Annotated in this window: 17 protein-coding genes; 6 read left to right on the forward strand and 11 right to left on the reverse strand. The window is 57.6% G+C overall.

Features of this window, described 5'->3' with window-relative positions; genetic code table 11:
* The first annotated feature begins 449 nt into the window (after positions 1-449).
* The 3 genes from G5287_RS18900 (at position 450) to G5287_RS18910 (ending at position 5,602) form a co-directional block, all read left to right on the forward strand.
* On the forward strand, positions 450-2,324 hold the full coding sequence (locus G5287_RS18900) for a S8 family serine peptidase (protein WP_421231722.1): 1,875 nt from the start codon (positions 450-452) through the stop codon (positions 2,322-2,324).
* A gap of 18 nt (positions 2,325-2,342) precedes the next feature.
* On the forward strand, positions 2,343-2,801 hold the full coding sequence (locus tag G5287_RS18905) for a serine protease chaperone (RefSeq protein WP_421231723.1): 459 nt from the start codon (positions 2,343-2,345) through the stop codon (positions 2,799-2,801).
* 419 nt (positions 2,802-3,220) lie between these two features.
* Complete coding sequence (locus G5287_RS18910) at positions 3,221-5,602, forward strand: beta-glucosidase (protein WP_421231724.1); 2,382 nt, start codon at positions 3,221-3,223, stop codon at positions 5,600-5,602.
* A gap of 95 nt (positions 5,603-5,697) precedes the next feature.
* Here G5287_RS18910 and G5287_RS18915 read toward each other — a convergent pair whose 3' ends face one another.
* The 8 genes from G5287_RS18915 to queA all read right to left on the reverse strand — a co-directional run bounded on the left by G5287_RS18915 (position 5,698) and on the right by queA (position 14,232).
* Positions 5,698-6,675: a helix-turn-helix domain-containing protein gene (locus tag G5287_RS18915; RefSeq protein ID WP_421231725.1), complete on the reverse strand. Its 978-nt coding sequence runs from the start codon at positions 6,673-6,675 to the stop codon at positions 5,698-5,700.
* A gap of 600 nt (positions 6,676-7,275) precedes the next feature.
* The gene (gene nlpI, locus G5287_RS18920; RefSeq protein ID WP_005344691.1) at positions 7,276-8,211 is read right to left on the reverse strand and encodes a lipoprotein NlpI; all 936 of its coding nucleotides are present in this window, start codon (positions 8,209-8,211) and stop codon (positions 7,276-7,278) included.
* A gap of 90 nt (positions 8,212-8,301) precedes the next feature.
* Positions 8,302-8,670, reverse strand: a complete 369-nt coding sequence (locus G5287_RS18925; RefSeq protein WP_005344690.1) for a rhodanese-like domain-containing protein — start codon at positions 8,668-8,670, stop codon at positions 8,302-8,304.
* Positions 8,671-8,754: 84 nt separating this feature from the next.
* Positions 8,755-9,702, reverse strand: coding sequence for a protein translocase subunit SecF (secF, locus tag G5287_RS18930; RefSeq protein ID WP_421173000.1), 948 nt, complete (start codon positions 9,700-9,702; stop codon positions 8,755-8,757).
* A 10-nt stretch (positions 9,703-9,712) separates the two neighbouring features.
* Positions 9,713-11,566, reverse strand: a complete 1,854-nt coding sequence (secD, locus tag G5287_RS18935) for a protein translocase subunit SecD (protein ID WP_216953338.1) — start codon at positions 11,564-11,566, stop codon at positions 9,713-9,715.
* 18 nt (positions 11,567-11,584) lie between these two features.
* Positions 11,585-11,920: a preprotein translocase subunit YajC gene (gene yajC, locus G5287_RS18940; protein ID WP_005337327.1), complete on the reverse strand. Its 336-nt coding sequence runs from the start codon at positions 11,918-11,920 to the stop codon at positions 11,585-11,587.
* Positions 11,921-11,968: 48 nt separating this feature from the next.
* Positions 11,969-13,105, reverse strand: coding sequence for a tRNA guanosine(34) transglycosylase Tgt (gene tgt, locus G5287_RS18945; protein ID WP_005337329.1), 1,137 nt, complete (start codon positions 13,103-13,105; stop codon positions 11,969-11,971).
* Positions 13,106-13,179: 74 nt separating this feature from the next.
* Positions 13,180-14,232: a tRNA preQ1(34) S-adenosylmethionine ribosyltransferase-isomerase QueA gene (gene queA, locus G5287_RS18950; RefSeq protein ID WP_005344678.1), complete on the reverse strand. Its 1,053-nt coding sequence runs from the start codon at positions 14,230-14,232 to the stop codon at positions 13,180-13,182.
* 212 nt (positions 14,233-14,444) lie between these two features.
* Here queA and G5287_RS18955 point away from each other — a divergent pair, with 212 nt between their 5' ends.
* From G5287_RS18955 to ahpF, 3 genes are all read left to right on the forward strand, one after another.
* Complete coding sequence (locus tag G5287_RS18955; RefSeq protein WP_013723842.1) at positions 14,445-14,891, forward strand: CBS domain-containing protein; 447 nt, start codon at positions 14,445-14,447, stop codon at positions 14,889-14,891.
* A 703-nt stretch (positions 14,892-15,594) separates the two neighbouring features.
* Positions 15,595-16,161, forward strand: coding sequence for an alkyl hydroperoxide reductase subunit C (gene ahpC, locus G5287_RS18960; RefSeq protein WP_005337335.1), 567 nt, complete (start codon positions 15,595-15,597; stop codon positions 16,159-16,161).
* 123 nt (positions 16,162-16,284) lie between these two features.
* A complete protein-coding gene (ahpF, locus tag G5287_RS18965) occupies positions 16,285-17,865 on the forward strand; it encodes an alkyl hydroperoxide reductase subunit F (protein WP_421172999.1) in 1,581 nt (526 codons plus the stop codon).
* A gap of 136 nt (positions 17,866-18,001) precedes the next feature.
* Here ahpF and G5287_RS18970 read toward each other — a convergent pair whose 3' ends face one another.
* The 3 genes from G5287_RS18970 to G5287_RS18980 form a co-directional block, all read right to left on the reverse strand.
* Complete coding sequence (locus tag G5287_RS18970) at positions 18,002-18,718, reverse strand: SIMPL domain-containing protein (protein ID WP_005337338.1); 717 nt, start codon at positions 18,716-18,718, stop codon at positions 18,002-18,004.
* A 56-nt stretch (positions 18,719-18,774) separates the two neighbouring features.
* Positions 18,775-19,335: a hypothetical protein gene (locus G5287_RS18975; RefSeq protein ID WP_042056172.1), complete on the reverse strand. Its 561-nt coding sequence runs from the start codon at positions 19,333-19,335 to the stop codon at positions 18,775-18,777.
* Positions 19,336-19,420: 85 nt separating this feature from the next.
* Positions 19,421-22,903 carry a VWA domain-containing protein gene (locus tag G5287_RS18980; protein ID WP_421231726.1) on the reverse strand — a complete coding sequence of 1,161 codons (3,483 nt, stop codon included), beginning with the start codon at positions 22,901-22,903 and terminating at the stop codon, positions 19,421-19,423.
* Positions 22,904-22,918 lie beyond the last annotated feature (15 nt).

A 22,918-nucleotide genomic window follows, 5' to 3' on the forward strand; every position in this document is an offset into this window, starting at 1 on the left:
AGCAATCTAGCCATCCAAACGGCTATTTAAGTTACCATAACAGAGCCATCCACCGCCGCCAAGCAATAAACCACTGACCCACCCCCACCTTATCACTCTTGCAGGCTCACCCGAACGCATACCAGCACTCACATTGGCACACACCACCATGCCGTTTATTTCCAAGAGCGCACGAGCGCCCCTCGGGATTGCCCCGAATCGAGATGGCTGCGGCGAAGGAGAGTCGCGAGAGGAGTGAATTACAGATAAAAAGATCAGTAGCAAACGGTGAGAACCATTCTCAATAAAACACATAACCAGCGTCATTGGAATACCTACCATAAATCAGATCGGATTTCTTTGAACCTCATTGCGTTTTTTGAAAATGGCTCTTTTTGAACCCCTACCACCCGTGTATAGATTTCCGTCGCACTCAGGATGGTGCGATCCAAGATGGAGTTAAAAAAATAATGAAGCAAACATCGTTAGCACTGGCGATCACAGCATTGCTGTCGACCCTGCCCAGTGCGCTCGTTCAGGCAAATGAAGGTTGTGCGCCGCTCACCGGCAAGGAGAGCGGCATGGATATCGGACGCAGCAGCACCGAGCGCTGCCTGCCAGGTACCAATCCCCTGCAGGATCAGCAGTGGTATCTGCTCAACAGCGGCCAGGATGGATTCAGCGCCCGTGGCGGTATAGCGGGCAATGATCTCAACCTCTGGTGGGCTCATCGCACCGGCGTGCTGGGCCAGGGAGTCAATGTGGCCGTGGTGGATGATGGTCTGGCCATCGCCCACCCGGATCTGGCGGAGAACGTGCGTCCGGGTTCGAAAAACGTGGTAACCGGCAGCGATGACCCGACACCGACCGATCCGGATACGGCCCACGGCACCTCGGTCTCCGGCATTATTGCGGCGGTAGACAACGCCATCGGTACCAAGGGGATAGCCCCGCGAGCCCAGCTGCAGGGATTCAACCTGCTGGATGACAACAGCCAGCAGTTGCAGAAGGATTGGCTCTACGCCCTTGGCGACAGCGATGCCAGTCGCGACAACCGGGTGTTCAACCAGAGCTACGGCATGAGTGTGGTGGATCCCCGCTCTGCCAACTCTCTGGATCAATCCCAGCTTGATCGTCTGTTTGAACAGCAGACCCTCAAGGCGCAGGGCGCGGCCTATATCAAGGCCGCCGGCAACGGCTTCAACAAGATAGCGGCGGGCGGCTATGTGCTTAACCGCACCGGCAATGGCCCCAAATTGCCGTTTGAAAACAGCAACCTCGATCCCTCCAACAGCAACTTCTGGAACCTGGTGGTAAGCGCGCTCAACGCAGATGGTGTCAGATCCTCCTACTCCAGCGTCGGCAGCAACATCTTCCTGAGCGCCACCGGCGGCGAGTACGGTACCGATTCCCCCGCCATGGTGACCACGGATCTCCCCGGCTGCGATATGGGCTACAACCGCACCGACGATCCCCGCACCAACCGGCTGCACGGCAACCCGCAGCTGGATGCCAGTTGCGACTACAACGGCGTCATGAACGGCACCTCCTCCGCCACCCCCAGTACCTCGGGCGCCATGGCACTGCTGATGTCCGCCTACCCGGATCTGTCAGTACGCGATTTTCGGGATCTGCTGGCGCGCAGCGCTACCCGGGTCGATGCCAAACATCAACCCGTGATGGTCAGCTACACCAGCAGCACCGGCAAGGTGCGCGACGTGAAAGGGCTGGAAGGGTGGGAGCGCAATGCCGCCGGCATGTGGTTCAGCCCGACTTACGGTTTTGGTCTGATCGACGTCAACAAGGCGCTTGAGCTGGCAGCCAATCACCAGCCACTCTCCCCGCTGGTGCAGCTGCCGTGGCAGAAGATCAATGTCACCGGCAGTGCCGCTGCCATCCCGGATGTGGGCAACAGCCCGACCAGCTCGACGACCCGCATTGCCACACCGTTGACGGTCGAAGCGGTTCAGGTGATGGTGAGCCTGGATCACCAGCGTCTGCCTGATCTTCTGATCGAACTGGTCTCCCCCGCCGGCACCCGCAGCATCCTGCTGAGCCCCTTCAACAGCCTGGTCGGCCAATCTCTCGACCAGCAGCAGCTGGGCTTTGTGCGCACCAAGGGATTGCGTGACATGCGCCTGCTCTCCCACAAGTTCTACGGTGAATCGGCCGAAGGCCAGTGGCGACTGGAGGTAACCGACGTTGCCAACGATACCCGTCAGGTCTCTCTGCTCAATCGCAAGACCAAGGAGCGCACCACCCTGACCGAGCGCAACAACCGTCAACCGGGCAAACTGATCTCATGGTCCCTGCGGGTCTTGGGTCACGATGCCAACCGCAGCTAACACGCTAGGAGTATTACCATGAACAAACCTGTTACCTTGCTTCTGGCAACCCTGCTGGCCCCCCTCTCGGGACAGCTCTGCGCCGAGGAATCCGTCACCATGGATGGCAAGCAGTACAGCACCATAGAGGTGAACGGCCAGACCTACCTCATTCCCGACAATGGCAGCAAGAAGCGCGTAGCCCGCAGTCTGGATGACAAAGTGCCGCAGCAGAGCCTGCGCCGCGGCGATGTATTGATGCAGGGGGCGGCCAGCCCCGAGCTCACCGTCAGCGGAACCCTGCTGGTGGAGGCCGATGACAACCAGGCCAGCGCGCTGGCCAACCGGCACGGCCTGCGCTTCAAGCAGAGCAGCGGCGGCATCGCCCTGCTGGAGGCCAAGCCGGGCACCGATCTGAACGCCGTCGCCACGGCGCTCAAGCAGGAGGGGGTCAAGGTGCAGATTGAACTCGCCGGGGCCCTCAAACGGCCCAAGTAAACCGCTCCGGGCCACTGCCCGGACGTTTTGGCTTATCTTCGAGGGGGCTGCCGGCCCCCTCGCGTATTGCCCGCGGCCAGCGTCATTGGCCATCAGGTCACCCGTTTTCCCAATCTCCCCTGCCCTTCACCCCTCTTGTCACTTTCAGCCCTTGGTTTGGCACCGCCTTTCGATGCGACCTTGCTCACAACTCGGCCCCCTTGCTCCCGCCGGCACATTTCTCGCTCCCCAGGGGCAAGGCGGTCATCGCCCGGCTTGTTAACCTGCGGGCAGCCAAACGCCTGCCCACGGGCCCGTTTGGTCTTCCTTGCGATATCCAATGGCAGCCGCCAGCAGAGCGGCCCAGCCCGGGCGGATGCCTTGCACCCGGTGTCGATATCTCCTTTTTATTTTTATTCAGACAGTTACGAGGACGTCTTATGCCTATCACCACAAAATTGAAAGCGGTTTCACTGGGGGTCAGCCTGGCGCTGGCCGGCCTGCTGGTCGGTTGCAACCAGAATGATTCGGATCCCCTGGTCAAGGACGATGCCTATTACCGCGGCCAAGCCGAGGCCATGGTGGCCAGGCTGACCCTGAGCGAGAAGCTGGACCTGCTCTCCGGCCCCGGTTACGGCAGTGCCAACGGCGCCATCAACGTCAAGCAGGATGTGCCCGGCGTGGCCGGTTACATCAACGGCGTGCTGCGCAGCGCGGACGGCATCGACATTCCGGCCCTCAAACTGGCCGACGGGCCGGCCGGGGTGCGGATCAACGCCAACCGCGACGGTGACAGCGCCAGCTACTACGCCACCGCCTGGCCCATCGGCTCGCTGCTCGCCTCCAGCTGGGACGTCAAGCTGGTCAAGGCCGTCGGTGAAGCCATGGGGGACGAGGTGCGCCAGTACGGGGTCGACATCCTGCTGGCCCCGGGCATGAACATCCAGCGCAACCCCCTCAATGGCCGCAACTTCGAGTACTACTCGGAAGACCCCCTGCTCACCGGCAAAATCGGCGCCGCCATGGTCAATGGGGTGGAGAGCAACGGGGTGGGCACCACCATCAAGCACTACTTCGGCAACAACTCCGAGAGCAACCGCAACCAGATCAACGACATCGGCGAACCGAGAACCTTCCGCGAGATCTACCTGCGCGGCTTCCAGATAGCGGTGGACGAGGCCCAGCCCTGGGCGGTGATGACCTCCTACAACAAGGTCAACGGCACCTATGTCAACGAGCGCAGGGATGCGGTAACCGACCTACTGCGTGGCGAGTGGAAGTTCGACGGCCTGGTGATGTCCGACTGGTTTGCCGGTGACGTGGCCAACAACGCCTACAAGCAGGTGCTGGCGGGGCAGGATTTGATCGAGCCGGGCAACGTCAAGGAGCAGTTGCAACAATCCATCGAGCAGGGCGATCTCGACGAGGCCAAGGTAAACGAGGCCGCCATCCACATCCTGACCCAGGTGATGAAGAGCCCCTCCTACAACCAGCTGGCCATCAGCAACAGCCCGGATCTGACCACCCACGCCAAACTGGCCCGTCAGGCCGGCGCCGAGAGCATGGTGCTGCTGCGCAACGAGGCCGCGGCCCTGCCGCTGGCGACAAGCAGCAGCCTGGCCAGTTTTGGCATCAACCAGATCAACACCTACAAGGGCGGCACCGGCAGCGGGGATGTGAACGCCGCCAGCACCACCACCATCGCGCAGGGACTGGCGGCACGCTTCCCGGTCAACGAGGCGTTGCAGAGTTACTACCGCGATTTTTACGAGAACAACAAGGTCTATCACGAGGGGCAATTTGGCGCCAAGGGCTACTACACCTGCGCCGAGGCACCGATCAGCGGCGATCTGGCAGCCCTGATCGCCAATGCGGCCGCCACCCAGCAAGCCGCCGTCATCAGCATTGGCCGCCAGGCCGGAGAAGGGGCGGATCGCAGCAGTGGCAAGGGGGACTATCTGCTCGGCGATGACGAGCGCGCCCTCATCGACGCGGTGAGCAGCGCCTTCCACGCCCAGGGCAAGAAGGTGGTGGTGGTGCTCAACGTCAACGGCGTCATCGATACCGCCCAGTGGAGCGACAAGGTGGATGGCATCCTGCTGGCCTACATGGCTGGCCAGGAGACCGGCCACGCGGTGGCGGACGTGCTCTCCGGCGCGGTCAACCCGAGCGGCAAGCTGGCCCAGAGCTTCCCGCACAGCTACGCCAGCGTTCCCTCCGCCGGCACCTTCCCGGGTGAGGACACCGACGGGGACGGCGAACCGGACGATCTCTACTACAACGAGGGGATCTACGTGGGCTATCGCTACTACAGCACCTTCGAGCAGGCGGTCTCCTACCCGTTCGGCTTCGGTCTCTCCTACACCAGCTTCAGCTACACCAGCCCCGCCATCGCCAGCAATACCCTGGCCGATGGTGCAACCGGCAGCCTGGTGCTGACCGCCACCATCACCAATACCGGCGCCATGGCAGGCAAGGAGGCGGCCCAGGTCTATGTGACCGCCCCCGAGGTCAAGCTGAAGAAACCGCTCATCGAGCTCAAGGCCTTTGCCAAGACGGCGCAGCTGGCACCGGGGGCCAGCGAACAGCTGAGCTTCACCATTCCGGCCAGCATCCTCGCCAGCTTCGATGAGGCCAGCAACCAGTGGATCGTGGAGCCGGGCCGCTACAGCGCCTACATCAGCCCCTCGTCGGATGTCTCCGCCAGCACGCCGGTCAGCTTCACGGTTAGCAAGGAGATCGTGGTGAGCAACACCACGCCAGGGGCACTGGCACTGCCGACCGGGGTGGATCCCGCCAGCGTCACCACCATCACCCGCTAACAAAGGCAGGCACGGCCGGGCCCCCAGCCCGGCCTTGCCCGAACATTGCCCAGCAATGACCCGCCCACGGGACCGGCCTTGCACCGGTCCCGTTTTTATTGGCGGGCGTTGCGATAGGCCAGCGGCGTCATCCGGGTGTTGGCCTTGAAGAAGCGGTTGAAGGCGCTCTGGGACGAGAAACCGACCCGATCGCTGATGCTCTGCAGCGGTTGATCCCCCTCACCCAGCAAGCGGCAGGCTTCGCTCACCCTCGCTTCCCTCAGCAGGGTCGAGAAACTGCTCCCCTCCCCCTGCAATTTGCGATTCAGGGTCCAGCGGCTGACATTCATGGCCGCGCACACCTCCTTGAGCAGGCTCTCGTTGCTCTCCAGCTCCCCTTCCCGGATCTTGTGGCGGATCCGCTCCCCCACCAGACAGGCAAAGGGGGCCCGCTCGGCGATGTCGGCGCAGATCTGCGCCAGCTGGGCCAGTTGCAGACGACCCAGCGGCTCGTTGTAGCAGTGGCTGGGGCAGTCGAGTTGGGCATTGTCGATGGTCAGGGTGTTTTCCCCCTGCTCCCAGCGGCAGCTAGTGGCGAAGAACTGGTCCAGCAGTTGATGGCGCGGTGGCGGCCGCCCCGTGAAGCCCACCGAGACCCGAGGATCCGCCAGATAGACCCGCAAAATCCGGTAGAGCATGATGAAGTTGGGGATGGCCTGACTCGCCCCCAGGCTGGCGGGCCCCTGATTGACATACAGGTATTGGCTGGCCTGCGCCCCCCGCCGCACCCGCAGCTCGTCACAACTGCCGATGATGGGGCGATAGGCCAGCAGCATCTCTAGCGCCGCCCGCGGTGATGGCTGGTTCAGGCACAGGCTGATGAGGGGTGGATAGTGCTGGTAGAGCTGGCCGATGTCGTAGGAGAGGATGGTTTCGTGAAAAATGGCCAGATAGGGCTGCATCAGTTGCAGCATCCGGTAGTGGCTGTGGGCCGGCAGCCGGCCCAGCTCCCGCTCGATGTCGAACGACGTGAGGCCGCCCGCCATCAAAATGGCATCGGGATCGCCCCCCTGCTGCTGGCAGGCTCCCAGCATTCGTCTGATCACCTGGTTTGATACGCTCTGTGACATCCGTCGTCCAGGCCTCCGTGCTGACAGGAAATTGCTCGTGATCTCCACTTTATCGACTACTGATCCACCTCCCATCGAACAGGGTTAGGAGACCAAGGACCATTATGGGGCGGTCACAGGACGAGCAGATGTAACGGAGTGTAAAAGCACGGGCCAGCACGCATATTTACTCCCTATCGTCAGCCTCACCCATTATGAGAGAGGCAGTCCGGCAGGAATCGGACAAGAGCAGCGATAGTCAACCAGTCGCCCACCGCGATAGGGAAGAGAATCACCCATATCAGGAGGCATACGACGAGCCGACCGGGTTTCACACGGAGTCGGCCCCATCCATCTGTTGAGCTGCATGGATCAGATGTGCCCGTTCATTATTCAGAGGCGGGCGGCAGAGTTGGAAAAACTGGTAGGGTTGTGTGGATTAGCGACACGAAGCTCACTGTGACATGGAGCCAAGCCACGGGAGTGGGTGTGAAAAAGCAGATAAAAACAATGCCAGTCAGGCTTTACTGACTGGCATTAGCCTCATATCGAGGTTTTTTATCACCGGGTAATCGCCATCTCCATTCAGGAGGGCTGTTCGCCTTTGCTCTGGGCACCCGGCGGCAAGGGTTTGCGCGCCATCAACTCCAGTTCGAGCAGAGCATAGCGGTGCTCGATGAAGTCATAGACGTTGTTGGAGAGCGCCAGCTTGAAGTAGCTGATGGCTTCCTTGCGGTTGCCTTTGCCCAACTCGAACTTGCCCAGATAGAAATAGGTTTCACACAGGCGCTCGGCCAGCTCCCGGTTATCCTTCACCCCTTTCACCACGTTGCCCATCAGCTGGGACGCGTTGATCTCGCCGGTATAGAGGCGAACCAGATCCCAGTTCCAGGCGTCGTCATCGTACTTGTTGAGGCGCTCGCGCATCCGGCTCATGGCCGCAGCGGGATTGAGCTTCTGCTCGGCCAGATAGAGCCAGATCACCCGATAAGGGTCTTCCGGCTGCGCTTCGTAGAAACGCTTCATATCGGCCGCTGCCAGCTCGGGACGATTACCGTAATAGAGGGCAATACCGCGGTTAAGGTAGGCATAGTCATAATCGGGTGCCAGCTCGAGGGCTGAGTCGAATGCCTCATAGGCTTCGTCGTAGTTCTGCTGCTGTACCAGATAGACACCGATGAAGTTGTAGGCTTCAGCGAAATCCGGTTTCTCCCGCAGGGCCCTGTTGAAATCGAGACGGGCAAGGGAACGCAAGCCGACGCGATCAAACACCACGGCACGTTCATAGAACAACTCGGCCCGTTGCTCCGTGGTCAACTCCATTTCACTCAGCATCTGCCCGAGTCGGGCGAGCGCCAACTCGCTTTGGTAGGAGACCTGCAGGGGGGTCGCCAATACCAGTGAAGCAGGCTGCGCCTTGGGAACCTTAGGGGTGTTGACATGACTGCTACTGCTGCAACCCCACATGGGTAGCAGCAACAGGATACCAAGGAGGTATCCAATCCCTTTCCTGACGTTCAATGAACACTCCGACGCTTACGCTTGACCCCGCATATGGTAAAGGTCAGCCGCCACTTTGTCATGTAGCTGAGCCCCTCTCCATCAAATAAATCAGGATTCGACAGGGTATCCGGCCTCCAGCCAGCCGCGAAAACCGCCGTCAACACTGATTACGTTGCGATAACCCATCTGTTGCAAATTGTCGGCCGCCAGTACGGAGCGAAAACCGCCACCACAATAGAGATAGAGCGTGGTCTCGGGATCCGGGAACAGGGTCTCGATATCCCGCTCAATCACTCCACGACCCAGATATTGGGCTCCGGGCAGATGGCCTTTGGCCCACTCGCTCTCTTCCCGCACGTCGATCAGGTGAAACGTGCGCCCTTCGTCCTGCCAGCGCTTGATCTGGTGAACATCGGTTTCGGTGATGCGGGAGCGGATCCCGTCAACCAGCGCCAAAAAACGGGGATTGTGTTGCATGGCAAGCTCCTTTTGTTGAAATCATCTGCGTCAGCAAACGACACGCAGAGATAAGAAAAGAGCGCCATGAGGCGCTCTTCACTGTTACGGCAGGATTTCCTGTTGGTCCGCACCCTCTTTCTCTACCTGGGTGGGCAGCATGTGCTCGCGCTTGACGCCGAGGAACATGGCAAACGCACTCGCCACATAGATGGAGGAGTAGGTACCGAACGCCACACCGATCACCATGGCCACGGCAAAACCGTGGATCAGCGCGCCGCCCTTGAGCAGCAGCGCCAGCACCACCACGAAGGTGAGCCCGGAGGTGATGATGGTACGGCTCAGGGTCTCGGTCATGGAGAGATCGAGAATGTAGTCGGTATCCCCTTTGCGCACCTTGCGGAAGTTCTCCCGCAAGCGGTCGAACACCACTATGGTATCGTTCAGGGAGTAACCCACTAGGGTCATCAATGCCGCCAGCACGGTCAGGTCGAACTCGTACTGGAAGTAGGCAAAGACGCCCAAGGTGATCACCACGTCATGCACCAGCGAGAGGATGCCGCCCATGGCCAGACGCCATTCAAAGCGCACCGCCACGTAGATCAGGATACAGATGATGGAGGCCAGCATCGCCAACGCCCCGTCAGTAGCCAGCTCGTCACCGACTGAAGGGCCGACGAATTCGACGCGTTTGAGTACAGCGCCCTCATCGAGCAGCTTGGCCGCTGCCAGCACCTCGTTACCCTGCTGCTCGACCTTGACCCCCTCTTTCGGCGCCAAACGGAACAGCACGTCACGGCTGGAGCCAAAGTGTTGCAGGGTGGCCCCTTCAATCTTCTGCTCTTCCAGAACGTCGTGGATCTTGTCCAGGCTCACCGACTGCTGGAATCCCACCTCGATGGTGGTACCACCAGTAAAGTCCAGACCCCAGTTCAGCCCCCGATCAAACAGGAAGAACAGGGCTACCACCATCAGCACGGAAGAGAAAACCACACCCGGCTTGGCATAGCGCATAAACGGGATCGGTTTTTCAAAATGTAGAATCTGAAACATTTCTCTATCCTCAGATGGGCAGCTTGTCGATACGCCGTCCACCCCAAGCCAGGTTGATAATGGCACGGGAAACTGTGATGGCAGTAAACATGGAGGCGGTCAGACCAATGCCCAGCGTCAGGGCAAAGCCCTTGATGGCGCCAGTACCGATACCGAACAGGATCACGCAAGTGATCAGCGAGGTCACGTTGGAGTCGGCGATGGTGGAGAATGCCCGATCAAAGCCCAGATGGATGGCTTGCTGAACACCGCGACCGTTGCGGATCTCTTCACGAATACGCTCGTAGATCAGTACGTTGGCATCCACCGCCATACCCAGCGTCAAGACGATACCGGCGATACCCGGCAATGTCATGGTGGCCCCAGGGATCATCGACATGATGCCGACAATCAACACCAGGTTCATGCAGAGCGCCAGGTTGGCGACCCAGCCGAACGCGCGGTAGTAGATCCCCATGAACAGCACGATCACCAGCATGGCCCAGCCGATGGCTTCCATACCGCTGTCGATGTTCTGTTGACCCAGGCTCGGGCCAATGGTGCGTTCTTCCACGATCTGGATCGGGGCGATCAGGGCACCGGCACGCAGCAGCAGCGCCAGGTTGTGGGCTTCGTTGGCGTTGTCGATCCCAGTAATACGGAACTGGCTGCCAAGACGCGACTGGATGGTGGCGACGTTGATCACCTCCTCCTGCTTGCGGAACTTGCGCTTGCCATCCGGACCCGGTTGACCGACCGGCTTGTACTCGATGAAGACGGTCGCCATCCCTTTACCCACGTTGTCCTTGGTAAAGTTGGCCATCTTGTTACCACCCTGGCCATCCAGCTTGATGTTGACCTGGGGACGGCTGTACTCGTCGAAACCGGACTGGGCACCCACGATGTGGTCACCGGTCAGGATCACTCGCTTGTGCAGTACCACCGGACGACCATTGCGATCGGTATAGACCTTGGAGCTGGGGGGAACTCGCCCTTCAGCAGCCGCCTGAATATCAGCCGCCTCATCCACCATGTGGAACTCCAGGGTCGCGGTCGCACCGAGGATCTCCTTGGCACGAGCGGTATCCTGAATACCGGGCAGTTCAACGACAATGCGTTCGGCGCCCTGCTGTTGTACCAGCGGCTCGGCCACACCCAGTTCGTTGACCCGGTTACGGATGATGGTGATGTTCTGCTCGAGGGCGTACTTCTTCACTTCCTTGATCTTGGCTTCGCTCAGACCCGCCAGCAGGATAAACTCATCCCCTTTCTGCTCGGTAGTGAAGGTCAAATCAGGGTTCTGACGACGCAGATGAGAAACGGCGCGTTCCTGATCGGCTTCGTCACGGAAGATCACCTGCACCTGATCACCGACTCGGCGCACGCCGGAGTAACGGATCTTCTGGGTGCGCAGCTCGGAGCGGAAATCCTGCACCATCTGCTCTTGCTGCTTGGTCAGTGCTTCGGCCATGTCCACTTCCATCAGGAAGTGCACACCACCGCGCAGATCAAGACCCAGCTTCAGAGGCGCCGCACCGATGGCTTCGAGCCAGGCGGGAGTGGAAGGTGCCAGGTTGAGTGCGGTAATGAAGTTGTCGCCCAGCTTGTTGGCAACGATATCGCGCGCTTTCAGCTGGTCTTCGGTGTTCTTGAAACGGATCAGGATAAAACCGTGCTCGAATGCAGCATGTTTGACCGGGATCTTGGCCGCTTCAAGGGTCTCTTTCACCAGATCAAGAGTATCTAGCTTGACTTCGGCACCACGGCTGGCAGAAACCTGCAAAGCCGGATCTTCGCCGTAAAGATTGGGGGCTGCATATAGAAAACCGATGGCGATCACCAGGATCACCATCAGGTATTTCCACAGCGGATAGCGATTCAACACGCTGTGCTCCTTGGGAGATTAAAGGGACTGGATAGAACCCTTGGGCAGAACGGCAGAGACGAAGTCCTTTTTGATGGTGACTTGAGTCTGGTCGTTCAGGGCGATCACCAGGTAATCGCTGTCTGCAGCCACTTTGGCAATTTTGCCAACCAGGCCACCGGAAGTGAGCACTTCATCACCCTTGGACAAGGAGCTCATCAGATTGCGATGATCCTTGGCACGCTTGGCCTGGGGACGATAGATCATGAAGTAGAAGATCAGGCCGAATACGGCCAGCATGATGATCATTTCCATACCACCACCCTGTGCACCCGGTGCTGCGCCTTCTGCATACGCCTTGGAGATAATGCTCATTTAACAACCTCTTATTGATGTAGATTTAAAAAAAATTATATGTTGTTGTTATTTAACGTCATTTTCAGCTAACGGAGGCACAGGCTTCCCTTGCCGACGGTAAAACTCTGTTACAAAGTCGTCTAATTTACCCTGCTCGATCGCGTCCCGCAAACCCTGCATCACACGCTGGTAGTAACGCAGGTTATGAATCGTATTCAGACGGGCACCGAGGATCTCGTTGCACTTGTCCAGATGGTGCAGGTAGCTGCGGCTGTAGTTCTTGCAGGTGTAGCAATCGCATTCGGCATCCAGGGTGCTGGTGTCGTTGCGGTGCTGGGCATTGCGGATCTTCACTACGCCATCGGTGGTGAACAGGTGGCCGTTGCGGGCGTTGCGAGTCGGCATGACGCAGTCGAACATGTCGATACCACGGCGCACCCCTTCCACCAGATCTTCCGGCTTGCCGACACCCATCAGGTAGCGCGGCTTGTCAGCCGGAATTTTCGGGCAGACGTGCTCGAGGATGCGGTGCATGTCCTCTTTGGGTTCACCCACCGCCAGACCGCCGACCGCATAACCGTCGAAACCGATCTCCAGCAGCCCTTTGAGGGAGACATCACGCAGATCTTCGTAGACCGAGCCCTGGATGATGCCGAACAGGGCGTTCTTGTTGCCCAGCGCATCAAACTTGTCGCGGGAGCGCTTGCCCCAGCGCAGGGACATCTCCATGGACTTGCGCGCTTCTTCATAAGTGGCCGGGTACGGAGTGCACTCGTCGAAGATCATCACGATGTCGGAGCCCAGATCGTACTGGATCTCCATGGACTTCTCGGGGTCGAGGAAGATCTTCTCGCCATTGATGGGGTGACGGAAGTGGACGCCCGCTTCGGTGATCTTGCGAATATGGCCCAGGCTGAACACCTGGAAACCACCGGAGTCGGTCAGGATCGGGCCCTGCCAGTTCATGAAGTCATGCAGATCGCCGTGGGCACGCATCACTTCCTGACCCGGACGCAGCCAGAGGTGGAAGGTGTTACCCAGCAGGATCTGGGCGCCGGTTTCACGCACTTCTTCCGGGGTCATCCCCTTGACGGTGCCGTAAGTTCCGACCGGCATAAAGGCCGGCGTTTGTACCACACCACGTTCGAAGACCAGTTGACCGCGACGGGCACGGCCGTCGGTGGTTTTCAGTTCAAATTTCATTGCTACCTCGGCTGCGTCAGATAAACAGTCTGACAATAGGAGGGCCGCTCACGGCCCGGTAAATAAGCTGAAGCTTATGCTTCAACCTGGCGACGGGTGACGAACATGGCGTCCCCGTAGCTGAAGAAACGGTACTGCCCGGCCACGGCTGCCTGATAGGCCGCCATCACGTTGTCATAACCGGCGAAGGCGCTGACCAGCATGATCAGGGTCGACTCCGGCAGATGGAAGTTGGTGACCATGGCATCGACAATCTGGAACTGATAGCCAGGGAAGATGAAGATATCGGTGTCACTAAAGAAGGGCGCCAGCGGTTTGCCCTGCGCCAGGGTGACCTTGGCCGCGCTCTCCAGCGAACGCACCGACGTGGTCCCCACCGCGATCACCCGACCACCACGAGCACGGGTGGCCGCGATGGCATCCACCACCTCTTGCGGCACTTCCGCATACTCGGAGTGCATGTGGTGATCTTCAATCTTCTCTACCCGCACCGGCTGGAAGGTCCCCGCCCCTACATGCAGGGTGACGAAGGCCGTTTCAACCCCTTTGGCCCGAATTTTCTCAAGCAGCGGCTCATCAAAGTGCAGACCGGCGGTCGGCGCGGCAACGGCGCCCGGCTTTTGATTGTAAACGGTCTGGTAGCGCTCCTTGTCGGCATCCTCGTCGGGACGGTCGATATAGGGGGGCAGCGGCATGTGGCCGATGGCCTCCAAAATCTCCAGCACCGGACGCGGGTCTAGGAAGTGGATCTCGAACAGGGCGTCGTGGCGGGCGCGCATCTCTGCCTCCACACCACCATCCATGATCATCCGGGTGCCGGGCTTGGGCGCCTTGGAGGCACGGACATGGGCCAGCACGCTGTGCTCGTCCAGAATGCGCTCGACCAGTACCTCCAGCTTGCCGCCGCTGGCCTTCTGGCCAAACATGCGCGCCGGAATGACACGGGTGTTATTGAATACCAGCAGGTCACCCGGATTGAGCTGATCCAGCACATCCACAAATTGACCGTGGCGCAGGGCGCCAGTTTGACCATCGAGCTGCAACAGGCGGCTGGCGGTACGCTCTGCCATCGGATAGCGGGCAATCAGCTCGTCTGGCAGATCAAAATGAAAATCGGATACTTGCATCTTTCACCTCGGGGGGAATCGGCGGCTAGTCTAGTTATCCCCATCTTCCAAGGCAACCCAAAAGACCAAAAACCCAAGAGAGACAAGGGGTAGCGAGCAATATTGAGACACAACTCCGGTTAATGATTCTTTAATGTTCTGTATTGACCCTGATCATGTTTTGCCAGTTGGGGCTGGGCTAGGGTGAAAGCAGATACACAAGGAGGCCCACCATGATGACCCTATCCGAAATCATGACCGAACATCCCTTCACTCTGGGTCCGTCAAACAGTGTCAAACAGGCGATGGACCTGATGCAGCAGGAGCGGATCCGCCACATTCCCATCGTCGACGAGCAGCATCACCTGCTGGGGTTGGTAACCCTCACCGATATCCTGGCCACCCGGGAATCCAAGCTGCTGCTCATCAGCCCGGAGCGGGAAGCCGAATTTACCGACAGCGTGCAACTCGACGAGATCATGACACGGCAAGTGGCGAGCGTAGATCCTCACGCCGGCATCAAGGAGGCGGCACTTTACCTGCAGCGGCACAGATATGGCTGCCTGCCGGTACTCAAAGGACGCAAGCTGATCGGCATTGTCACCGAGTCGGACTTCATTGCCGTGGCCATCAACCTGCTGGAATTGATGGAAGAGCAGGAACCACCTACCGACTTTTGACAGATCTGGATGTAATTAAATTACAATAAAAGCGTTTTCAGCCGTCGAAATAAGCTAAAATGATGAAACACTTTCATTTTGATTGAAAAATTACACCAAATACTTGCCTTGTGATCTGTGTCACACTATCATCCTCTCATGCAATAGTTGCCGAGGGGGAGACGAGGGATTGTGCACCCATTATCTTCCTCTCATATGTCTGCAAGTTTGCACACCCCGTAGTTAGTCTTTGCTGTAAAGCATTTGTTTATATAGCCATTCCTTGTTTGATGACCCGGCCCTGTCGTTGCGATAGCGCCGGGATTTTTTTATCCGCGTTTTCTGCTCTCCCCCTTGTCAGCACATCCCCCATCGCTGCGAGGAACGGTCTCAACCTCCTCGCCACCTGTTTGCTCTATATGTTTGCACCACCGTTTATCTCATCGCGTTATCGTGGCTCTGCACACCCCTTCTTATGCCTTGAAAAGGCGATGTAGCGCACAGATATTGAACCACGACAAGGAGTTATCTCAGTAGGCCTGAGATATTCATGTTAGGTACAGCCATAGTGAGCTATCTAATAAGTAGATTTAAGCGATTCAAAATTGCGGCTTTTATCGATTAGCTGAAGCCCCTATGATGAATCCATCGAAAGTTAAGCGCCTCGTCTGGCAAGAGTCTTCAACACCAGACCGGCATATATACATCACCAAGGAGCAATTACATGTCTACCTACATCAACACTGAAATCAAGCCGTTCAATGCTACCGCCTACCACAATGGCAAATTCGTTCAGGTGTCTGACGCTGACCTGAAAGGCAAGTGGTCCGTGGTCTTCTTCTACCCGGCTGACTTCACCTTCGTTTGCCCGACCGAGCTGGGCGACCTGGCTGACAACTACGCTGAATTCCAGAAACTGGGCGTCGAGATCTACTCTGTCTCTACCGACACCCACTTCACTCACAAAGCATGGCACGACACCTCTGACACCATTCAGAAGATCCAGTACCCGATGATTGGTGACCCGACTGGTACCATCACCCGCAACTTCGGTGTGATGATCGAAGAAGCTGGTCTGGCTGACCGCGGTACCTTCGTGATTGACCCGCAGGGCATCATCCAGATCGTCGAGATCAACGCTGGTGGTATCGGCCGTGACGCACTGGAACTGCTGCGCAAAGTCAAAGCGGCCCAGTACGTTGCCTCCCACCCGGGTGAAGTGTGCCCGGCTAAATGGAAAGAAGGCGAAGCCACTCTGGCCCCGTCCCTGGATCTGGTAGGCAAGATCTAAGCCTCCCGCTTCCAAGACCGGCCCGCTTCAGGGCCGGTCTGCTTTCCGGCCTTGCCAAATAGACCTGAAAGCAGACCGACTCACATTTAATGCCAACTCGCCATTACAAGAAGGAATTCGACCATGTTGGATACCAACCTCAAACAACAGCTGAACACCTATCTGCAGTACATCGTCAATCCCATCGAGATCAGCGTGTCCGGCAACGACAGCGACAAATCTGCAGAGCTGCTGGCACTGGCCAGCGAGATCGCCGAGATGTCACCCAAGATCACCCAGACCTCTGGCACTGCCGCTCGCAAGCCTTCCATGAGTGTCGCGCCGCAGGGCCAAGCCCCGCGCGTTCACTTTGCCGGCATCCCCATGGGTCATGAATTTACTTCTCTGGTACTCGCCCTGCTGCAAAGCGGCGGCCACCCCTCCAAGGCCGATGCGGCCGTGCAGGAGCAGATCCGCAATCTCAAGGGTGAGTTCCACTTCGAGACCTATATCTCCCTCTCCTGCCACAACTGCCCGGACGTAGTACAGGCTCTCAACCTGATGGCGACCCTGAACCCCGGCATCACTCACACCATGATCGATGGCGCCCTGTTCCAGGAAGAAGTCGCCGAGCGTCAAATCATGGCGGTACCGAATGTCTACCTGAACGGTCAACCGTTCAGCCAGGGCCGTATTTCACTCGAAGAGATCGTCGCCAAACTCGACACCGGCGTCGCCGAGCGCAAGGCTGCCGAGCTGAATGAGAAAGATCCCTACGACGTACTGGTCGTAGGCGGAGGCCCGGCTGGCGCCGCTGCGGCCATCTATGCCGCTCGTAAAGGCATTCGCACTGCCATCGTTGCCGAGCGTTTCGGTGGTCAGGTGATGGACACCGTCGGCATCGAGAACTTTATCTCCGTGCCCTATACCGAAGGCCCCAAACTGGCCGCCAGCCTAGAGCAGCACGTCAAAGAGTACGGCGTGGAAGTGATAACCGAACAGCGCGCCGCCGCCATCAGCAAAGATGGATATGTGAACGTGGATCTCGCCTCTGGCGCCACCTTGAAGAGCCGCGCCGTGATCCTGGCTACCGGCGCCCGCTGGCGTGATCTGAACGTACCGGGCGAGCTCGAGTACCGCACCAAAGGCGTGGCCTACTGCCCGCATTGCGATGGTCCCTTCTTCAAGGGCAAGCGAGTAGCGGTGATCGGTGGCGGTAACTCCGGTATCGAGGCGGCCATCGATCTGGCTGGCATCGTCGAGCATGTGACTGTGGTGGAGTTCGCCGACACCCTGCGTGCCGATGAAGTGCTGCAGAAGAAGGCTCGCTCCATGGGCAATATCGACATCATCATGAGCGCTCGCACCACCGAAGTGATCGGTGATGGCAGCAAGGTGGTCGGCATGGATTACGAAGATCGCACCACAGGTGAGATCAAGCACCTGGCGGTAGCGGGCATCTTCGTCCAGATCGGCCTGGTACCGAACACTGAGTTCCTCAAAGGGAGCGAGATTGCCATGACCCGCTTTGGCGAGATCGAGATCGATACCAAAGGGGCGACCTCCCTGCCCGGCGTCTACGCCGCAGGGGATGCCACCACGGTACCGTTCAAGCAGATCATCATCTCCATGGGTGCTGGCGCCACCGCCGCACTGGGTGCGTTTGATTACCTCATCCGCAACCCGGCGCCGGAAGCGACCAAGGCTGATGCTGTGACCGCCTGATAAACCCAGCGCAACAAAAAGCCGATGCTCGATTTAGTAAACACGAGCGTCGGCTTTTTTATATCTGCATCGATGCGCAATAGAAACCCCGCCGCAAATGGCGGGGGTGTTCATGACTGGACTTAAACGACGGGCATCACTCCAGCAAGAAAACAGCCTCGATATTATCACTTACCGTGATCTGCTGTTGTTGATAGCTGTTGTCCGCCATATCCGCCGCAGGTGCAGCCATCGCCATGGCCTGCACTACCTTCAGGTTGCGGCTGTAGGCGGTAATGGGCGAAGCATTGCGGTACTCCACACTGTAGACCTTGCCAAGCTTCATCCCGAAGGCCTTGGCCAGAGATTCAGCCTTGGTTTTGGCATCCTCAACGGCATTCAAACGGGCCTGCTCCTTGATGACCTGCGGCGATTTCAACCCGTACTCAATCTGGGATACGGACTCCAGCCCGGCTTTGAGTGCGGTATCCATCAGGGGGCTCAACTTGTCGAGCTGATAGAGCTTCACCGCCAATTGTCGCTGAGCACGGTATCCCAACAATACCGGCTTCTTGTTCTCGCCATACTGATATTCCGGAGAGACCATCAGGTTGCCAGCCTCAACATCGCTGCGCTTGATCCCCAGCCCTTCCAGTTGGCTGAAAAAGGCTGCGACCTTGGTATCGACCTGCTGCTTGGCCTTGAGGCCCTGCTTATCCAGTGCACTCACCGCCACATTGAGGGTGAGCATATCGGGTTCGGTCTTCTGCTCGGCATAACCACTCACCACCAGATGGGGCGCTTGCGGCACTTCAATCGCCAGCAGCGGAGCACTGACAACCAGAGCAGAAAGAGTAAGAAGGGGACGCCACATAGAAAAAAACCTCAATCGGAAAGATTGAGGTCATTATGCCCGTGCAGTTACGGGATTCATATATCATGCGAGGGGGGGAACTGATCCAGTATCTGATTGGTCAGATCGAGACTGATGGTGACCACGCTGCAGACATCTGGGCTCTGCTCTACCTTATCTTGTGACGATGTCGCACCGCAGACCTGCACCTCATCATCGAAATGGAACGAGTCCCACGACAGAACATGTCCTTGCACCGCCTGTCCGAGATCGGTGCCACCAATTGCCTCCTCCATCGCAGACCAAGGGATGGTATCAGACGGCCCAAGCAAATTTTGCAACAACGGAGGGTGAAAACTGACCAGTGGATACTCCTGCTGACCCTGCTCATGGCCAACCAGAATCATGTTATGGGCAGACTCGGTATCCAAAACAGGCACATAGGTGATAGAGGCTGCAGCAAAGTCAACATAGAGCGAGCCCGCGACATCACCGGCCTCATTCTCTATCTCCATCCCATCCAGCCGATCACCGGCGATCGAGGCCTGATAGCCAAACTGACCTGCGCAGGTAATGTTGCCCTGTCCATCCCAGCTATAACGGATGCCATCAATGTCGACCCAGTTGAATGACTGCATGATTACCCTCTCTTCTACGGCCGCTATCTTATCCATCCACCTAAAGAAAAAACAGGGGCCAGGCAAGCCCGGCCCCGAGAGAGGGTTACGGATCAACCTTCAAGTTACCGTCATCCAGCAAGTGCTTGATGATCTCCTGATTGGAGCCCAGTGAGGCGAGGTCGAGTGAGTTCTGGAACTGGATGGTCAGTTCCGGGCTCCCACCGGCCCCGGCAGGATCTATCGTCAACGTCTTGGTCGTCGTGTTGAACTGCAGATAGTTGTCCAGCACGGCTGCCAGATCCTCGTTGTTCCCCACTGCAGGTACGCCGACCAGCAGATCCGAGAGATCCAGTACATCTCCACCATTGTTGGTATCACCTAAAGTGAAATCAGTAATGGTATCGATACTGCCGTCCGCATCCCCCGCCAGCCACTTGAAGGTGTCACTCTCCCCACCACCGGTCATGGTATCGCTGCCAAGGCCGCCGATCAGAATGTCCTTACCAAGGTCGCCCGTGAGTATATCGCTACCAGAACCACCATCCAGATAATCATCACCGACACCTCCAACAAGGGTGTCGTTCCCTTCCTGGCCAAAAAGGATATCGTTGCCACTGCCACCATATAGGGTGTCATTACCACCACTGCGGCTACTCTCCCCACTCAGCTCAGTAATATGGGTCCGGATGTAATCCACCGTCTGTTCACGTGTCCACCCATGACTGGACTCCAGCGTTTCAAATACCAGCCAACCAGAACCTTGGGGCAGATCCAGTCCCAACTCGCTGGCCAGCGTATCGGTATTGAGTACATCGCCAAACAGGATGTCATTGCCAACACCACCATCGGCCACGTCATTGCCGGCCCCCAGCAACACGGTAATCTGATCCCCCTCGGTCAGGGCTGCCGTCAACTGCTCGGCACTGGTCACAATCTGGGCATCGCCGATCGGGGCATTGAAACCCTGCTCGATCCGGATATTGTCTATCCGTACCTCAGCATTCCGGTCATTGGAGCTGTCGAGCAGTTCGAACACAAACCCGTATTGCCCGACAGGCAGTCCATCGGTTGTGATAGTGCTGTAAGCCGTCAAAACAGATGAACTAACGCCAGTAATGGTGCCCGTTTGCACTGGATTGAGCATATCCCAGACGCCACCCTCGAGTTTCACCAACTTCCAGGTGAAGCTGTCGCTGCTATTAACACCATTCAAGGCATACTGGAACTGCAGACTTGCTCCGGCTTGTGCCGCAGAAACCTGGATGGCATTGGCCACGGCGAGCGCCAATATTGTCCTGTCAGAATCAGAACCGGTTCGATCATCCCGGATCCGCAAGCTTCCATTTGTAACGGTATGCGATCCCTGAGCATCACCACTGAGCACCCATCCCGAGGCGGCATTTATGCCGCTACCACTACCAAATGTGGCCAAGTCAAGGAAGCTGCCTGCCGAGTAAAACTGATCTGCCGTTTCAGTCGTGTTATCAAAGAACTTCAACAAATCCTTGTTAACATCATTGGTCACCCCGATTGCATTGACCTGGCTGATGGCACTGAGTGAAACAAAAGCATCCACCGACTCCTTGATCACCTCAAATGTGGTGCTGTTGCCTGGTCCGGCGACCTGATTGCTGTCATTGAGGTAGTAAGTCGGGTTACCATCCGTGACAAAGAATGTCAGGTTCTGGTAACCGGGAGCAGCCTTGCTACCATCATTGAACCACTGCACGGCCTGATTGAACGCGGCTTCATAGTTGGTGCCACCATTGGCAACCAGTGCATCAATGGCATTGGTCAGGTTGCTCACATTACTGGCATCAAGCCCTACTATTGTCACACTCTCGCTGGCATTCGCCGCAAAACCAATCAAGGTGACATTGATCTCACCATCATGATCTTTCAACTGGTTGGCCAAATGGGTCAGGGAGGCCTTGAGCATATTCAGTCGTGCTCCAGCCATACTTCCAGACACATCGACCACCAGGGCAATATTGTAATTCTCACCCGGGATGAAATTGGTACTGGTGCCGCCGATGTCCCCCACCACAATATCGTGACCAGCACCGCCTGCAACCAGACCATCCACACTACCGTTGGAGTTGGGCACCTTGTGATCATCATTCGTGCCGGGGGTCCCGGTAGTGTCGGGGGTATCCGAGGTGTTGCTGCCCACAACCAGAATATTGGACGCGACGGGAGGCTCATTGCTCTTGACCGATACAGTAAAGTTGGCGCTGGCTTTATCTCCATCGGCATCAGTCAAGGTAGCACTGAAATCAAGGTCAATATCAGGAGGCGTGATCTTGTCGATCACTCCGAAATTCTCGATCCTCACCGAGTCATTGCCATTCAGCACAAAGCGGACATAAAGCTGGCTGAACTCCCCATCGGGTTCTATGCTGGCCAACTGCATCGACCCTTTGAGTCCTGACAGAACAAGCTCTCCGGAATCGACGACGGTCACGCCATCGGCAGCATAAGCCACCCACTGTATGGTGCTGGTATTGGTGTTGCCAACCCCGTAGACGTTGAAAGAGAGCCCATCAACGGCTGCAGTCGTGGATACCTTGAACCCTTCGTTATTGTCCAGGTTGCCGTTCTTAATCCCGAAACCATTGTTGTTCGGGTTGAGATTATCTGCATCACTCCCCGGCAGATCCTGAGGATTATTGACGCTGCCATTGAACAGCAGACCATCGAACAGTACACCAATCCCGCCAGCAGTAACTCCGATCGTCTCAACAGGCCCGCCAGCACCGAACTGTGCCCCGATCGAGAAAGTTTGGGTTGGCTGGGGAGTAACCAGTTCAAAGCTGTAAGTATTGTCGTCATTGAGTGTCAATGTATAGAACACTTTAGGTGGCTGCCCACTACCATCAATGGTTGCTACCAGAGTCTTGCCATCAGTCGACAAGGTTTCGGTGATCCCTGCCAAATCAGGCCATCCAGTCAGTTTCAGTCCACCAGTACCCAGAGGGCCATCAGCACCAAAAGAGACGCCAAACAATCCACCGGTAGTGATGTCGGCTACATTCATCACTTCCAGACTTTCGATGCCTGTGATCACGGGCATATCGTCTTCAATAACAACACTGACCTGCTTGGTATCACTCAAGTCACCATCACTGGCTGACAGGTTGAAGGTAAATGTCTTCAGTCCTTCCTTATTGTCTCCAAATTCATGATCGATGGGCCCCAGCAAGGTGACGGTATATTTACCAACCGGATCTACAGATACTTGTATGACTGGGATCCCTCCCGCTGAACCCACCAGTGTCGCAGACCCTATACCACTCCACACAACTGGTACCCCTCCAGAGCTCAGGCCAGATGGAGCAGAAAGAGTGAACGTAAAGGTATTGCTGTCGATATCTGTCACACTTGCCGTCGCATGGGTCGAGGTGCTATCGGTAATATCGCCGGGATTGGGTGAATTGTCTGGATTGGATCCCGGTAATCCCTCCTCGGATATGCGCAGATCCGAGACAGTCAGCATGGGAGCATCATTAGTTGCAGTGACGGTCACGGTGAAGGGCTTGTTGTCTGCCCCACCCTCGTCCGTGGTCCCCGCCACGTTGCCATTCACGACCCCGCTCCAGTC

It is taken from the genome of Aeromonas sp. 603079, from assembly GCF_049172135.1.
Lineage (GTDB): Bacteria > Pseudomonadota > Gammaproteobacteria > Enterobacterales > Aeromonadaceae > Aeromonas > Aeromonas veronii.